The sequence below is a fragment of the Agriterribacter sp. genome (assembly GCF_035497235.1).
Taxonomy (GTDB): Bacteria; Bacteroidota; Bacteroidia; order Chitinophagales; family Chitinophagaceae; genus Agriterribacter.
Genome location: NZ_DATJEB010000004.1, coordinates 68,097 through 83,578, shown reverse-complemented (window position 1 = coordinate 83,578; position 15,482 = coordinate 68,097). Strand labels below are relative to the sequence as shown.

Sequence of the window (15,482 nt, the reverse complement as noted above, 5' to 3'; positions counted from 1 at the left end):
GGATTGAATTGCCTTATTTTACCGGGTTCTACCATACCTGAAGGTGCCTGGCTGGGTGTTGGACTTATTATTAAAAGAAACCATCTTATGGCAAATACAGTATATACAAGCATGGATGGAGTAATCAAAACAGAGCAGGGTGAAAAGAATTAATTACATAACTAACCTTGATGTAAATAAACATAGCGGTGGCTGGAGTGCAATGAACCACCATGTATATGATCAACTTAAGCATTCCGGCAATTATTCCATAAATCTTATCCAGAATATAAACCCACCGGTTTCTTCATTCGCAAAAATGATTTCAAGGGCGAAACGCATGTTGCATTTAAAAGGAGATTTTTCTTTTTTTTCTGCATCGCGACTTACTAAAATTAAGAAAGAGGTAGAACTAAAAGTGGACAAGTCTGCGAAATTTGATTTCTATCATGGTATTACTCCATGGATAATGATAGAACAGGCGAGGCCTTATGCCATCTATCTTGACGCCAGCTTTTCTACTTATATAGAGGTCTATCACAAAAAAGCAACTTTTTCTGAAAAGCATCTCCAGTATATCATTGAAAAAGAGGCGGCCTTCTTTAAAAATGCGTCTTCTATTTTTTTTAGTTCCTCCTGGGCACTTGAACAAACCAAAAAGGTTTATGGTTTAACAGGAAATAATTTTAGTGTGGCAGGTTTAGGGGGCAATATTCCTATACCACCTGGCTTGCCTGCGGAGTTTAAAAAGTATTTCCTGTTTGTGGGGCTTGATTTTATAGGAAAGGGAGGTATGTTGGTGGCAGAGGCATTTACGAAAATCAGCAAAAAATACCCTGATTTCAAATTGTACTTTGTTGGGGGAAAGCCCCCTGAAATGGTGTTGGCAAATCCGGCGATCCGTTACCTGGGTTATTTTGACAAATCAAATAATGAACAATTTCTTGCTTTGCAAAAAATATTTTCGGAAGCACATGCACTGGTGCTGCCTACCAATAAGGATATAACCCCATTGGTGATTATAGAAGCAGGATATTTTGGTTGTCCCTCCATAGCAGTTCGCAATTTTGGAATACCTGAAATGATTGAAGATAACGTATCAGGACTGTTGATAGAATCTCCGCCCACCGCAGATTTACTGGCAAAGGCTATGGAAAAGATGTGTAGTGATGAGTTATTGTATAAGAAACTGAGGTCACAAACCTATACGCATTTTTGCAATCATTACACATGGCAAAAAACAGGGGAAAAAATCAACGAAGCATTACGTGTTTTCTAATGAGATTCGAATAGATGATATATAAGATGAAAATTGCTTTAATTCATTTTCAACCACCGGAATATTATCCACCAATAGTAAATATCTGTAATTATTTATTAAAGGAAATTGACCAATCTGAGATCTCCCTTTTTACAAATTCAACAAATACTGAATTAATTGCAAATATTTCTTTAAAAAAGATTTACAAGATTTTTAAATTTCAAAAGAATGATAAGAGAATAATCAGGATGGTCAAAGCGGTTTATTTTAATCTGTATGTAACCTTACAGTTATTCAGATTAAAGCCATCGACAATTTTTTATTTTGAAACATCTTCTTCTTTTCCTGCTTTTCTGTATTTTCTATTTTATTCCAAAAAAACCAGGTTGTATATTCATTACCACGAATATACTTCTTTGGCACAGTATAAACAGGGAATGCTATTGGACCGGGTATGGCATTTTTTTGAAACGAGATTTTTATACAGGAAGGCTTACTGGATTTCTCAAACCAACGAATACAGGCGTGACCTTTTTTCAAGGGACTACAAGTTTGTTAATCCTCAATTATTAAAAGTACTTCCTAATTTTCCTCCTGAGCCCTGGATAGTTCCTTTAAGTGCTGCAAAAGAAAAAATGCAAAAAGCTCCCTATCGAATTATTCAACTCGGATCAATTTCTACAAAACATATGTATGCCAGGGAATTCTTTAACTGGATTAAGGAAATGAATGGCTTGTTTATGCTAGATATTTATTCATTCAGTACGCAGCCAGATGTTGCCACTTATTTAGAACAATTAAATTGTCCCTTTATACAAATAAAAGGAAGTATTGCTTACGCTGAAATTCCAGGTACGTTGTCCGATTATGATATTGGAGTAGTATTATATAAAGCCTATTCCAAAAATGTAGTTTATTGCGCATCCAATAAGCTATTTGAATACTTATCGGGAGGATTAGATGTTTGGGTTAGTAGCGTTATGTTAGGATCTGCTCCTTATATGAGATCGGGGAGTTATCCAAAGATAAGCTTTGTAGATTTTGAAAATCTCGCAAGCTTAGATTGGAAAAAATTAATTGATAGGGATAACCTTGCCTATGAGCCTTCTGATTATTATATGGAAAGGGTTTATAGACAACTAACTGAGCATTTTATATGAAATTCTTAATCCCTAATTATTGTGTTCCTGATTCATTCGTAGATAATGTTTCTTTTACCCTGAGAGCAACGGGGCATGAGGTAATAACACTCCCCCCGGTTGATAATAAGACATTAACCTCTCCTTACCTAAGAGTATTAAGAAAGACCTTAAATACACTTACCGGTACGGAAATTACCCCACAGGAAAAATGGCTACTTGCTAATTTCAAAGCGCTTAAACCCGATGTGGTGCTTACACTAACCCAACCCCTGGCTGGTGACACGCTCACTATTTTGAAAGATTATCATATTAAAACAATCGTGTGGTGGGGAGATACGGCTGCTAATATGAAAGGGAAGGGGATTCTGGATGAAGGTTGGGATTTGATATTTATTAAAGACGGCTATGCCGCCCACAAATTGAAAACGCTCGGACTTCCTGCGTTCCAGCTATTTGAGGCAATGAACCCTGCCTGGCATAAACCCCTGGCTGAGCAACAAAACAATAACCTCATCATTGCCGGTACTTTTTACGATTACCGGCATTTCCTGACAAGAAGATTGTTAAAAGACAAGGTTGCTCTTGAATTATATGGCGGCCGGTTGCCTGCCTGGTCGGACGCCGAAATTAAAGCCATACATACCGGCAAATATGTGGTACGAGAAGAAAAGAGCAGGGTATTTGGCGCCGGGATGGGGGTACTCAATTCCACTGCCATGAGCGAATTTGATTCAGTAAACTGCCGGGCCTTTGAAGTAGCGGGCACAGGGGCTTTACAAATCATGGAATATAGGCCCGCCATTGAGCAATGCTTTGAACCCGGCAAAGAAATATTAGTATATAAAAGTTATGATGAGCTCCTTGAACTGATAGAAAGGGCGATTAAGTACCCGGCTGAGATGAAAAAAATAAGGGAGGCGGGTTTAAAAAGAGCCATCAATGAACACACCTATCGGCACAGGCTGGAATTTATTTTAAAAAAACTGCAAGAGCTGAAATGAAGATTTTGTTCCTCACGCCGGGATGCTTCGATAAGGGCGGCATTAGCCGGTACAGCCGTTACCAGGTAACGGCCCTCCGTGAATTATTCGGGGAAAAGAATATACGTGTACTGTCATTGTTCGGACCAGAGCAAGACTCTTTTGAAGAGCCTTTTAAAGTGAACTGGTACGCCGGAAGCAATGTCATCCTGCAGCAAATCCGCTTTATCGGGCAAACACTATGGCAGATCATAAAATGGCGGCCGAATGTTATCCATATCGCACATGTGAATTTTAGTGGCTTCGCGCATGTACTGGCAAAATTATTTGGTATTAAAACCGTTCTGAATGTATACGGGCTGGAAGTTTGGAGTGGTTTGTCGGCAGACGCCGCTTATGGACTGCGTAAAGTTAATTTTGTGATATCCGATTGTCATTATACGGCGGATTATATTGAACAGGAGAACTATAGAAAAAAAGGATCCACCGCGGTGATCTGGGATTGCGTTGACCTGGAGCGGTTCTTCCCGGGCATGGTGAATGAGAAAGTAAGGGTAAAATATGGTATTCCAACCCGGACTGATCATTTTGTTGTCATGAGCCTCGGGCGGTTGAGTAAAGCTGCTGCACACAAAGGATACGACAGGTTGATAAAAGTATTTAAACTGCTTTCAAAAAAACATGATAAAGCCCGCCTGGTAATTGCGGGTAAGGGAGATAGTAGGGAAGCGTATGAAGAAATGGTAAAGCACTACGATCTTTCTGATAAAGTTATATTTACCGGGATGGTAGATGACAAAGATCTGCCTGATTTATACCGTTGTGCTTCAGTTTTTTCCCTGGTCAGCGACAGAGGAAAAGGCAGGGGTGAAGGCATTCCCTTAACGCCATTAGAAGCAATGGCCTGCGGTATTCCGGTAATTGTTGGCAACCAGGACGGCTCAAGGGAAGCAGTGATAGACAACTTAAACGGAAGTGTTATAGATCCTTTCGATTCAGAAGAGCATATTAGGGCATTTGAAGCGTTACTGTGTTCGCCGGCACTTCTTGAAGAAAAAAGCTGGTCTGCAGCTGATATTGCCCAAACACATTTTTCATACCTTAATTTTAAAAATAAGCATGAGGATTTTTATTCTGTTTTATCATGAACATTGCCGCGCCTAAATATAATATTCACCCGTTTAGCTTACAGAACGCTTACTTTAAATCAAAGAAGTACTTGCTATTATGGACTTTGATTATAGGATTATTACTCGTTTCCTTTACTAACTACCCGGGAGTAGTTACAATAAGTTTACTTCTCACTTTTTATTGTTTTGGCGAATTGATTCTTGCCCTAGGCAGGATAGTACCCATTAAAGAAATAACAGCGCTTTTAATGGTAGTACAATTGTTATTGGCGCCTTACCTTGATTATACCCTGCTTCTGCCTAAAAAAATGTCATTTATGGTAGTGAGCCAGGAAACTTATTTTTCCTTTGCGGTACCTGCTGTACTTGCTTTTTTAATTGGCATGAGGCTTAGATTAGGAAGGTCCAAAACGATGCAGGGGACGATGAGTTTCAACGAAGCAGACCAGAAAAGAAATAATAAAATTGGTATTAGTCTTATTATCATAGGATATATCTTTCTTTTGATGCAAAATGCGTTGGTCATACCCGGACTTGAATTTTTAATAGTCGTGTTAGCCTTGCTGCGTTTTGTAGGTATTTTTTACCTGATGAATTCCAATAATAGATTTTCCAGGGTGCTGATTTTGGCCGTGGTCATCCCTGCAACCATTTCTACTGTGAAAGGAAGCGTATTCATTGATCTTTTAATCTGGTTTTTCTTTATATATGCCTTCGCCGCCATAAAGTATAGGATCAAAACAACCAGCACTTTAATTATAGTGTCTTCATCTATGCTCTTTCTTATGATTCTTCAATCCGTAAAGATGGACTATAGAAAAATAGAATGGAGTAAGAACAGGGTAACTAAAAAAGCTACAGGTGTTGATTTGTTTACGGATATTTTTTCCGCAAGCGTTAAGTCTATTGATAAAAATAGTTTGTGGATCATGCAGGCGAATTTCATTAAGCGGCTTAACCAGGGATTTATTGTTTCCTATGTTTTAAGGAAGGATATTGTAAACACTACCAATAAAACCGATTCCTATTTTAGTGCTGAACTCCTTGGTGTGCTTATGCCCCGTTTTATTTATGCCGAAAAAGCTACGGTAGGCGATAATAAAAAGTTCCGATTTTTAACCGGCATTCCTTTAGTTACTTCAGTAGCTATGAATGTAGGAATATTGGGTGACGGCTTTGGAAATTTTGGATATACAGGGGGCATCCTGTTTTGTTTTGGGTTTGGCCTTTTTTTGAACCTGGCTATGGGTTATTGTTTTACACTTTCCAGGACAATAACAACAGTTTTATTTTGGATGCCATTGATCTTTTTTTATGTGATGCGTGCAGGAAATGAATTTTACATTATTACCAACTGGACAGTGAAGGTTGCTTTGGTAGTAATAGTATATTACTATATTTCTAAAAGAATATTCGGAAAACCGGTTTAAGGATTGCATACTTCAACCCGATCAATTTTTATCTTCACCGACTGGTACGAACCCGGCTTTAAAGCCGGCGGACCCATCCGTTCCTGCGTGAACTTCGCGGCGCACATGAAGGAGGATTATGAGATGTATATTTTTACCGGCGACAGGGACCTGGGTGATAAGCACGCTTATCCAAAAATTGAAACCAACCGCTGGATAGAAAAAGATGGCGTTCAGCTCTTTTATGCATCTCCCGGCGCGCTGAACTGGGAAAGCATCCTGGTGCATATACGGGATATTAAGCCGGATTATATTTACCTGAACAATATGTATTCGAGGTATTTTACTGTTTACCCCCTGCTGATGAAACGTTTGGGTATGATTAAAGCACAGGTAGTGCTGTCGCCAAGAGGGATGCTCAAGTCAACCGCTGTACAGTATAAACCGGGTAAAAAGAAATTATTTTTTCAACTGTTGAAGCTGCTCAGAATACCCGGCGGGATTGTTTTTCATGCCACCGATGCCACGGAAGAAGCCGATATTAAAAACCTGTTTGGCAACCACATTACTATAAAACAGATCAGCAATTTCTCGCCGCAACAAAAAGTTTTGCAGCCCATACACAAAGAAAGCGGGGCAGTTAAAATAATTTTTGTAGGCAGGGTACATCCTATAAAAAACCCGGCTTTTTTATTACGTTGCCTGCAATCTGTTACTGGTAGCGTAATGTTAACTATTGTAGCCACTATTGAAGATGAAGGATATTGGCTAGAATGCAGGGAAATAATAGAAAGTTTGCCTGAAGCTATAACAGTTGAGTTGCAGCAGGATGTTCCGCACCACCAGGTTGAACAATTGATCAATGCGCACCATCTTTTTGTATTGCCCACCTTAGGCGAAAATTTCGGACATGCTGTTTTTGAGGCCCTTTCAGCCGGCAGGCCGGTGCTCATCAGCGATCAAACACCCTGGCGCAATTTACCGGAGCAGCATGCCGGATGGGATTTACCCTTAAGCAACGAAAAGGATTTTATACAGGTGCTGCAGGAAGTAGCTGGTATGAATGATGAAGCCTTTCAGCAGTGGAGCGCCGGGGCATGGCAATATGCCAGGAACTTTACGGAAAATTCCAATTTGAAAGAAAGGTATAAGGAATTATTCAGTTAAAGAAACGTCTTTGCGGGGCGTAAACCGATTTCTGAACTTTGTACTACCTGCACACGCCGAAGCAAGCTCATAGAAGCGAAGCGGAAGATACTGTTTTTGCGATCCGCCACGGCAGAGAAGCAAGCCCATAGAAGCGAAGCGGAGTAGTAAGCCAATTAAAAAAGCAATCCGTATCCGCAGTTGAGGGCAGCCGCCCTCCGTTTGAGACAGGCATCTCCTGAGGTTCAGCAGATTACTTCGACCCCATAGCATTTTGTCCGGTATTTTATTTCGTAGCGGGTCTCGTAATGACACAGTAACCGATCATCATTGTTCTGTTACGGTCTCGTAATGGCGGGCTGCTTCGCCAGGTAATAACTGTTTATGAAAGGCGGCTTCGTTTATATCATAACCAACACGCACCATACCGTGCTGTATACAGGCGTAACAAGCAACCTGGTAGCAAGAACGCAGCAGCACAGAAATAAAAAATATCCCAATAGTTTTTCAGCCAGGTATAACACAGATAAATTAGTGTACTATCACTTCTTTTCAACCATAATGGAGTCCATTACAGAAGAAAAACGGATCAAGGGAGGAAGCAGGGCAGCCAAGATTAGAATGATCGAAAGCATGAACCCGGAGTGGAATGATTTATGGGAGGAGATAAAGGAGTGGTGATATCAAAGTCCTTATCCTTAACGCTTATCTTTACAGCACATTGCTAAAAAACGAATGTCCCGTACAGACCTTAGCACATATAACAACAACTGGTACAAACCCACCATTGGAGTCGGCACGATAAAACAGCTACTCTGGTATTTTACCAATACACTTTTTTTTATCAATCCGCTCAACCCGCTGTCGGGTTTGAAATGCCAGCTACTGAGATGCTTTGGTGCAAAGTTGGGCAGGAACGTAGTGATAAAGCCGGGTGTAAATATCAAGTACCCCTGGAAGCTGATCGTTGGCGATCATTGCTGGATTGGTGAGGGCGTTTGGATAGATAACCTGGGTATGGTCACACTGGGCGATCATGTTTGTATTTCACAGGGTGCCATGCTGCTTACCGGAAACCACAATTATACAAAAACAAGTTTTGATTTAATGGTAAAAGAAATCATACTGGAAGACGGGGTTTGGATAGGGGCAAAAGCCGTGGTTTGTCCCGGCGTTACCGCTTTTTCGCATGCCATGCTCAGCGTGGCATCAGTAGCTAACAAAAACCTGGAAGCCTATAGTATTTATTCGGGCAACCCGGCAATTATGCTTAAACAAAGAGTGATTGTATAGAAACACGAACCTGAGTTGCATGAAAATCTCCCTCATCACCGCCACTTACAACAGCGCTGAAACTGTTGGGGATACCCTGCAATGCGTACAGCAACAGGATTATACGGATATTGAACATATTATTATAGACGGTGGCTCAAAAGATGCTACTTTAAAAATAGCTGAAGATTTCCCGCATATAGCAAAGATCATTTCCGGAAAAGACAAGGGTATTTACGATGCCATGAACAAAGGCATTGCTGCTGCCACCGGTGATGTGATCGGCATCCTCAATTCGGATGATGTGTACGCGCATCCTGCTGTACTATCGGCAGTGGCCAAAGCCTTTACGGACCCTGCGGTGCAGGCCACCTATGCCGACCTGCAGTTTGTGCAGCGCGATAACATAAACAAAGTGGTGCGTACCTGGCAGGCCGGCGAATACAGTAAACAAAGCTTCTACTACGGCTGGATGCCGCCCCACCCTACTTTTTTCGTACGCAGGGAAGTATATCATAAAGCAGGTGTGTTTAACTTAGATCTTGGCTCCGCGGCTGATTATGAGCTGATGCTGCGCATATTGCTCAAACATAACATACCCGCCGCCTATATTAAACAGGTGATTATTAAAATGCGGATGGGCGGAGTAAGCACGGCATCTTTACAAAACAGGTTAAAGGCCAACAGCCAGGACAGGCTGGCCTGGAAAATAAACGGACTGGATCCTTATTTCTTTACTTTGTATATGAAACCACTGAGAAAGCTGGGACAGTTTTTTAAAAGATCGTGAGAAATGCGAAAATGTGCTGATTTGAAAACCAGCCTGCCGGCTGGCAGGTTTGAAAATGGGGGAGATAGTTGCAGGGTACAGGGAAAGTACTAAAGACAAATTACAATTAGTAGAAGTCCGAAGCCGGAAATCCGAAGGGAATCCAATAAAAAAAAGAATACCCGAAATGTTGAATTATCTGCTATAGCAAAATATGTCACTACATAAATTACTTTAATGCACAACGGCCCGATCCCCCTCGCCACGAGGAGAGGGGACGGGGTGAGGCGGATACAGATGCTTCGTACCTCAGCATGACAAACAGTAGTAACGGTATTGAGCATTTAAAATAAAGCCAAATCAACAACCCTTTGCTTGTCACCTTGACGCAGGAAGGGTCTGGCCCGGTGTCAACCATAAACCACAAACTTACAAACCATAAACTTTTTACTATTCCATCATGAGTAAAACCGCGTTAATTACCGGCATCACCGGCCAGGACGGCGCCTATTTGGCCGAATTGTTATTATCCAAAGGATATTTCGTACACGGCATCAAGCGCCGCAGTTCACTGTTCAATACCGAAAGGATTGATCACCTGTACCAGGATCCGCATGAACAAAATGTGCGCATGAAACTGCATTACGGCGATCTCACCGACTCTACCAACCTCATCCGCATTGTACAGGAAACGCAACCGGATGAAATATATAACCTGGCGGCCATGAGCCACGTGCATGTGAGTTTTGAAACGCCGGAATATACTGCCAATGCCGATGGGCTCGGCGCATTGCGCTTATTAGAAGCCGTTAGATTTTTGGGGCTGGCGCACAAAACAAAAATTTACCAGGCATCTACTTCCGAATTATACGGATTGGTGCAGGCGGTACCGCAATCGGAAACCACACCTTTCTATCCCCGCTCTCCCTATGCTGTTGCCAAACTATACGCCTACTGGATTACGGTCAACTACCGCGAAGCCTATAATATGTTTGCTACCAATGGTATATTATTCAATCATGAATCGCCGTTGCGGGGTGAAACCTTTGTTACGCGAAAGATAACCCGCGGAGTGGCAAAGATCATCCTGGGTATGCAGGATAAGATTTACCTGGGTAACCTCAACGCCCGCCGCGACTGGGGACACGCGAAAGATTATGTGCAGGCCATGTGGCTGATACTACAGCAGGATAAGCCCGAAGACTATGTAATAGCAACAGGCATTACTACACCCGTAAGGGAATTTGTGCGCATGGCATTTGCCGAAGCAGGTGTGGAAATTGTTTTTAATGGTAATGATGAGAAAGAAGTTGGGATTGTACAATCCTGCAGCAATCCCCAATTCCAGTTGGAGGCGGGCAGGGAAGTGGTAGCCGTTGATCCTGCGTATTACCGTCCTACGGAAGTGGATTTGCTGATAGGAGACGCCACAAAGTCGCGTACCAAATTAGGCTGGAAGCCAACCTACGACCTGCCGGCATTAATAAAGGAAATGGTAGCCGCCGATGTGGAACTCTTTAAAAAAGAAAAGCTGCTAAAAGACAGCGGGTTTGCGGTAAAAAATCAATATGAATAGCCTCACTCCCGCCCCAACGATGTTCAGTCGGGCGGGCTCTTTCTCTCTCCACGCTGTGGAGAGAGATGGTGCTTAGTGGCAACTGACCTGGCAGTGGTTCTTCCATTTCAACTATTGAATAAAAGTAAGCAATACTGTAATTAACTGAAAGGCAAAAAGAGAAGGAAGGAAGATTTAGCCTGCCGTTAGTAGTAGCTCACCTGATCTGATGGCTAATAGCCGCAAATCCGAAATGCAGTCTCAACACTTTAATAGAATAGCTATGGGGCAGAGTACTGAAAAATGAGAAAGCAGCAGCGCAATGAAATTGAGGCGACAGTAGCACAAAAGCTTCACCAAGGCTCCTCCCCGAAATAGGGTTGTATATTGATTTCGGGTGCCCGTCCGACTGGAGCCATCCGGGTGGACGAACGACATTCAGAGGTTCTCAAATTTTAAATCTCAAATTTCAAATCCTTGAACACACAAGACAAAATATATGTAGCGGGTCACCGGGGCATGGTAGGCTCGGCTATTGTACGAAAGCTGGAGGAGAAGGGTTTTACCAATATTATTACCCGCAGCTCTGCTGAACTGGATTTGCGCAACCAGCAGGGAGTAAAAGATTTTTTTGCACAGGAAAAACCCGCGTATGTTTTTTTGGCTGCTGCCCGTGTGGGAGGCATTATGGCCAATAATAGTTTTCGTGCCGATTTTTTGTATGACAACCTCATGATCCAGAATAATGTAATCCATGCGGCGTACGAAAATAAGGTTGCCAAGCTCCTGTTCCTCGGCTCATCCTGCATTTATCCCAAGCTGGCACCACAGCCATTAAAAGAAGCATACCTCCTTACCGGTTTGCTGGAGCATACCAATGAGCCTTACGCTATCGCCAAAATAGCGGGTATTAAATTGTGCGATGCGTACCGCGACCAGTATGGCTGTAATTTTATTTCGGTAATGCCTACCAATTTGTACGGACCAAACGATAACTACGATCTCAACAATTCACATGTATTGCCCGCGCTTATGCGGAAGTTTCACGAGGCGAAAATAAACGGGCATAACAGCGTAACCATCTGGGGTTCGGGTACGCCACGCCGTGAATTTTTGCATGTAAGCGACCTGGCCGATGCCTGTTATTTTTTAATGCAGCGCTATAATGAGCCGGGGCTGATTAATGTGGGCATTGGGGAAGATATTACTATAAAAGACCTGGCATTGCTCCTGAAAGAGATAGTGGGCTATAGCGGCACCATTGAACATGACTTTTCGAAACCCGATGGCACACCCAGGAAATTAATGGATGTAAGCCGCCTGCATGCACTGGGCTGGAAAGCCAATATCCACTTGAGGGAAGGCATAGCGGAAGTGTATAGGGAATTTGAAAATGTGAAAATGCGAAAGCTGGAATGAGAAGAATAAAACCGGAATGTTTGAATTTACCTGCACAGTAATTAGGTCAGATATCTCAAATCAGAAATCTCAAATCAGAAATCCCCCATGTTTTCACTCTTCAAAAAAAAGCAACCCGGTTTCAGCGGTAACCTTGGTGTACTGAAATGCGATATGCATTCGCACCTTATACCCGGCATAGATGACGGATCGCCCGATATGGATACCTCTGTACAACTTATAGAAGGGTTGCGCGATGCAGGGTATGAAAAGCTGATCACTACACCTCACCTTATGCTTGACCTTTATCCCAATAACAGGGAGATCATAACGCGTGGATACGGGAAGCTGAAAGCGGAACTGGAGAAAAGAAATATCAAAATAGATTTGCAGGCCGCAGCGGAATATTTTTTAGATGATCATTTTGATAGTTTGCTGCAGAAAGATGAACCGCTGCTCACCATAAAGGATAACCTGGTGCTGGTGGAATTTTCATTTGCCAGCGCGCCGTTCGACTATAAAGAGAAATTGTTCAACCTCCAGATGAAGGGTTATAAACCTATCCTGGCGCATCCCGAACGATACGCTTATTTTCATCAAAAGCCCGAAATATATGAGGAACTGAGAAATGCCGGTTGTTTGTTCCAGGTAAACATTCTTTCCTTCAGCGGCTATTACGGCAAGGCCGTAGCCCAAATAGCAGCGCGTCTTTTCAAGCTCAGATATATCGAACTTTTAGGCACCGACCTTCATCATCATAAGCATCTGTTGCATTTACAAAGCCCGGAAGTATATCAAAAAGTAAATGAAATTGCCGCGGCGCTTCCCCTCCTTAACAACCAGTTGTGATAGGTACAAGTTACAGGGTGCAAGTTGCATGGGACAGGGAAACCAAATAGTAAACCACAAATTAAAAATTCCAAAGAAGGCATCAGCAACCATAAGTTACGGTGTAAGAAGAAGGAGGATTCATCCTGCTATTAACAAAAATTACACTGATAGCCGAATGCTGATAGCCGATAGCCAATGATCACAAAAAAAGTCACCCCGTTACCGGGATGACTTCATTTATTTGTGCTGTAAAGTAATTAAGCAATTTCTACTTCAGCGCCTGCTTCTTTCAGCTTGGCTGCAACTTCTTCAGCTTCAGCTTTGGCAACACCTTCCTTAATAGGTTTGGGAGCGCCGTCAACCAGGTCTTTCGCTTCTTTCAGTCCTAAGCCGGTAAGGTCTTTAACAATCTTTACCACGCCTAATTTATTAGCACCTGCAGCTTTCAATATTACGTTGAATGCTGTTTTTTCTTCGGCAACGGGTGCGCCGGCAGCAGGAGCGGCTATGGCCACTGCAGCAGCAGCGGGCTCAATACCATACTCATCTTTCAGGATTTTTGCTAATTCGTTTACTTCTTTTACTGATAAGTTTACCAACTGATCAGCAAACGCTTTTAAATCTGCCATTGTTATCAAATTTTTTCCGCCTTCATTGCCTGTGCTCCGGCGGAGTTATTAAAAAAACTTGTTGTATATTATCCCCCAGGCCGGGGATAAGTAATGTGTAAATGTGTAAATGTGCGTAATGTGGTAAATGAATTTTCATATTTCCACACTTTCACACCTCTCACATTTTAATTCGCTCTTTCTTCCAACGCTTTGATCAAGCCTGCTAATTTGTTACCGGCGTTTAATGCGCTCATAACATTTTTGGCAGGTGATTGTAACAGCCCGATGATTTCACCGATAAGATCATTTTTGCTCTTGAGCGCCGTTAACGTTTGCAACTGGTCATCGCCCGAAAATACATCGCCATCAATAAAGGCCGCTTTAAGCTCGGGCTTTTTACCGTTGTTTGCTTTACGAAATGAACTTATGATCAATGCCGGTTCTTTGGCATTTTCTGAAAACAGCAGCGCGGTTACATTATTTAATGAATCGTATACGCCTGCAAATCTTTCATTGTCTAAAGACTCGAGCGCCTTTTTAATGAGGGTGTTCTTTGCCACTTTCATTTCCACCTGCTTATCGAAGCAGGCACGGCGCAGTTTAACCACCTGTGTAACAGACAGTGATTCGGTATCGGTAATATAAAAGTTATTGTATTGAGAGAACTTGCTTTTCAGCAATTCAATCACTTCGTTTTTTTCCTGTTTGGTCATACAAAAAGATTTTTGTGCTGTAAAAGCATTAGTTCACAAATGATTTGGTGTCAATAACAATGCCGGGGCTCATGGTGCTGGCCATATACACGCTTTTCAGGTAAGTACCTTTAGCAGTAGACGGCTTTGCCTTAATAATGGCATTGATGAATTCCTGGCTGTTTTCCACAATCTTTTCGGGAGCAAAACTTACGCGCCCTACGGATGCATGAATAATACCGGCTTTATCAACCTTAAATGCTATTTTGCCACCTTTTACTTCATTTACAGCGGCAGCCACATCATTGGTAACGGTTCCTGTTTTGGGGTTAGGCATGAGGTTACGGGGACCTAATATTTTACCCAGCTTACCAATTTTAGGCATTACAGCGGGGGTGGCCACAATTACATCCACATCAACCCATCCGCCTTCAATTTTAGTTACAAACTCATCCAATCCCACATAATCTGCGCCTGCGCCTCTTGCGGCTTCTTCTTTATCGGGTGTGCAAAGTACCAGTACCCTTTTTGTTTTACCTGTTCCGTGCGGTAAGGTAACCGTACCCCGGATAGCCTGATCCGCTTTTTTAGGGTCAACGCCCAAACGGAGGTGGATATCAACAGAGCTGTCGAATTTTGTGGTATTCACTTCCTTAACAAGTACGGAAGCTTCCTTTAGTGAATACGCTTTGGTTTTATCTATTTTAGCTTCCGAAGCTTTTCTTTTTTTACTGATTGCCATTTTCTTTCAGTTTTTGGAAAGTGAAGATTTAATTTTCCCATGGGGCTTTACCATCAACAGTAATACCCATGCTGCGTGCCGTGCCGGCAACCAGGCGCATTGCGCTTTCCGTAGTAAAGCAATTCAGGTCGGCCATTTTATCTTTGGCGATCAATTCAACCTGGTCCCAGTTTACTTTACCTACTTTGTTGCGGTTAGGTTCTTTAGAACCCTTTTGCACTTTGGCAGCTTCCAATAACTGAACGGATGCGGGGGGAGTTTTAATAATAAACTCGAAAGACTTGTCGGAGTATACCGTAATCAATACGGGAAGTACTTTACCTATTTTATCCTGCGTGCGGGCATTAAACTGCTTACAGAATTCCATGATATTAATACCTTTGGAACCCAACGCTGGACCTACAGGTGGCGCAGGATTAGCCTGTCCGCCTTTTACCTGCAGCTTTACATAGCCGGTAATTTCTTTTGCCATTTTTTTTACATTTTTGGTGTTAACGTGACGCTTTCGGCGTCACTCCCATACAAAAAGAACTTTTTGGGGCGGCAAAGGTAGCATTTGAAATTT

The 15,482-nt window shown here is 42.3% G+C and carries 16 protein-coding genes; 12 read left to right on the top strand and 4 right to left on the bottom strand.

Translation table 11 applies throughout. The features are described 5' to 3' along the window. Positions 1-139: 139 nt before the first annotated feature. From VL121_RS00820 to VL121_RS00765, 12 genes are all read left to right on the top strand, one after another. On the top strand, positions 140-1,258 hold the full coding sequence (locus VL121_RS00820; RefSeq protein WP_325401153.1) for a glycosyltransferase family 4 protein: 1,119 nt from the start codon (positions 140-142) through the stop codon (positions 1,256-1,258). 26 nt (positions 1,259-1,284) lie between these two features. Continuing rightward, positions 1,285-2,400, top strand: coding sequence for a glycosyltransferase family protein (locus VL121_RS00815; RefSeq protein WP_325401151.1), 1,116 nt, complete (start codon positions 1,285-1,287; stop codon positions 2,398-2,400). Continuing rightward, entirely contained in the window at positions 2,397-3,383 is a 987-nt protein-coding gene (locus VL121_RS00810) for a CgeB family protein (protein WP_325401149.1), read from the top strand. Before VL121_RS00815 ends, VL121_RS00810 begins: the two co-directional genes overlap by 4 nt. Beyond that, positions 3,380-4,510, top strand: a complete 1,131-nt coding sequence (locus VL121_RS00805; RefSeq protein ID WP_325401147.1) for a glycosyltransferase family 4 protein — start codon at positions 3,380-3,382, stop codon at positions 4,508-4,510. The genes VL121_RS00810 and VL121_RS00805 overlap by 4 nt, the downstream gene beginning before the upstream one ends. Then, a complete protein-coding gene (locus VL121_RS00800; RefSeq protein WP_325401145.1) occupies positions 4,507-5,922 on the top strand; it encodes a hypothetical protein in 1,416 nt (471 codons plus the stop codon). Before VL121_RS00805 ends, VL121_RS00800 begins: the two co-directional genes overlap by 4 nt. Before the next feature lie 3 nt (positions 5,923-5,925). After that, positions 5,926-7,068, top strand: coding sequence for a glycosyltransferase family 4 protein (locus VL121_RS00795; protein WP_325401143.1), 1,143 nt, complete (start codon positions 5,926-5,928; stop codon positions 7,066-7,068). 363 nt (positions 7,069-7,431) lie between these two features. Then, positions 7,432-7,728 carry a GIY-YIG nuclease family protein gene (locus tag VL121_RS00790; protein ID WP_325401141.1) on the top strand — a complete coding sequence of 99 codons (297 nt, stop codon included), beginning with the start codon at positions 7,432-7,434 and terminating at the stop codon, positions 7,726-7,728. A gap of 54 nt (positions 7,729-7,782) precedes the next feature. Continuing rightward, on the top strand, positions 7,783-8,340 hold the full coding sequence (locus VL121_RS00785; RefSeq protein WP_325401140.1) for a WcaF family extracellular polysaccharide biosynthesis acetyltransferase: 558 nt from the start codon (positions 7,783-7,785) through the stop codon (positions 8,338-8,340). A 19-nt stretch (positions 8,341-8,359) separates the two neighbouring features. Beyond that, complete coding sequence (locus tag VL121_RS00780; protein ID WP_325401138.1) at positions 8,360-9,109, top strand: glycosyltransferase family 2 protein; 750 nt, start codon at positions 8,360-8,362, stop codon at positions 9,107-9,109. 439 nt (positions 9,110-9,548) lie between these two features. Further along, positions 9,549-10,664, top strand: coding sequence for a GDP-mannose 4,6-dehydratase (gene gmd, locus VL121_RS00775; RefSeq protein ID WP_325401136.1), 1,116 nt, complete (start codon positions 9,549-9,551; stop codon positions 10,662-10,664). 456 nt (positions 10,665-11,120) lie between these two features. Beyond that, the gene (gene fcl, locus VL121_RS00770) at positions 11,121-12,062 is read left to right on the top strand and encodes a GDP-L-fucose synthase (RefSeq protein WP_325401134.1); all 942 of its coding nucleotides are present in this window, start codon (positions 11,121-11,123) and stop codon (positions 12,060-12,062) included. Positions 12,063-12,149: 87 nt separating this feature from the next. Beyond that, the gene (locus tag VL121_RS00765) at positions 12,150-12,890 is read left to right on the top strand and encodes a tyrosine-protein phosphatase (protein WP_325401132.1); all 741 of its coding nucleotides are present in this window, start codon (positions 12,150-12,152) and stop codon (positions 12,888-12,890) included. A gap of 239 nt (positions 12,891-13,129) precedes the next feature. On the opposite strand, the gene rplL is transcribed toward VL121_RS00765, so the two are convergent. The 4 genes from rplL to rplK form a co-directional block, all read right to left on the bottom strand. Next, positions 13,130-13,501: a 50S ribosomal protein L7/L12 gene (rplL, locus tag VL121_RS00760; protein WP_325401130.1), complete on the bottom strand. Its 372-nt coding sequence runs from the start codon at positions 13,499-13,501 to the stop codon at positions 13,130-13,132. 167 nt (positions 13,502-13,668) lie between these two features. Then, a complete protein-coding gene (gene rplJ / locus VL121_RS00755; protein ID WP_325401128.1) occupies positions 13,669-14,196 on the bottom strand; it encodes a 50S ribosomal protein L10 in 528 nt (175 codons plus the stop codon). Positions 14,197-14,224: 28 nt separating this feature from the next. After that, positions 14,225-14,917 (bottom strand): 50S ribosomal protein L1, encoded by a 693-nt coding sequence (gene rplA, locus VL121_RS00750; protein ID WP_325401126.1) that lies wholly within the window; start codon positions 14,915-14,917, stop codon positions 14,225-14,227. 28 nt (positions 14,918-14,945) lie between these two features. Further along, positions 14,946-15,389, bottom strand: coding sequence for a 50S ribosomal protein L11 (gene rplK / locus VL121_RS00745; protein WP_325401123.1), 444 nt, complete (start codon positions 15,387-15,389; stop codon positions 14,946-14,948). Positions 15,390-15,482: the final 93 nt, after the last annotated feature.

Coding starts and splice junctions, on each gene's coding strand:
- VL121_RS00785 (WP_325401140.1), top strand. CDS start 7,783: ATGTCCCGTACAGACCTTAGCACATATAACAACAACTGGTACAAACCC.
- VL121_RS00815 (WP_325401151.1), top strand. CDS start 1,285: ATGAAAATTGCTTTAATTCATTTTCAACCACCGGAATATTATCCACCA.
- VL121_RS00810 (WP_325401149.1), top strand. CDS start 2,397: ATGAAATTCTTAATCCCTAATTATTGTGTTCCTGATTCATTCGTAGAT.
- VL121_RS00800 (WP_325401145.1), top strand. CDS start 4,507: ATGAACATTGCCGCGCCTAAATATAATATTCACCCGTTTAGCTTACAG.
- rplA (WP_325401126.1), bottom strand. CDS start 14,917: ATGGCAATCAGTAAAAAAAGAAAAGCTTCGGAAGCTAAAATAGATAAA.
- VL121_RS00780 (WP_325401138.1), top strand. CDS start 8,360: ATGAAAATCTCCCTCATCACCGCCACTTACAACAGCGCTGAAACTGTT.
- gmd (WP_325401136.1), top strand. CDS start 9,549: ATGAGTAAAACCGCGTTAATTACCGGCATCACCGGCCAGGACGGCGCC.
- rplL (WP_325401130.1), bottom strand. CDS start 13,501: ATGGCAGATTTAAAAGCGTTTGCTGATCAGTTGGTAAACTTATCAGTA.
- rplK (WP_325401123.1), bottom strand. CDS start 15,389: ATGGCAAAAGAAATTACCGGCTATGTAAAGCTGCAGGTAAAAGGCGGA.
- rplJ (WP_325401128.1), bottom strand. CDS start 14,196: ATGACCAAACAGGAAAAAAACGAAGTGATTGAATTGCTGAAAAGCAAG.
- VL121_RS00805 (WP_325401147.1), top strand. CDS start 3,380: ATGAAGATTTTGTTCCTCACGCCGGGATGCTTCGATAAGGGCGGCATT.
- VL121_RS00765 (WP_325401132.1), top strand. CDS start 12,150: ATGTTTTCACTCTTCAAAAAAAAGCAACCCGGTTTCAGCGGTAACCTT.
- VL121_RS00790 (WP_325401141.1), top strand. CDS start 7,432: ATGAAAGGCGGCTTCGTTTATATCATAACCAACACGCACCATACCGTG.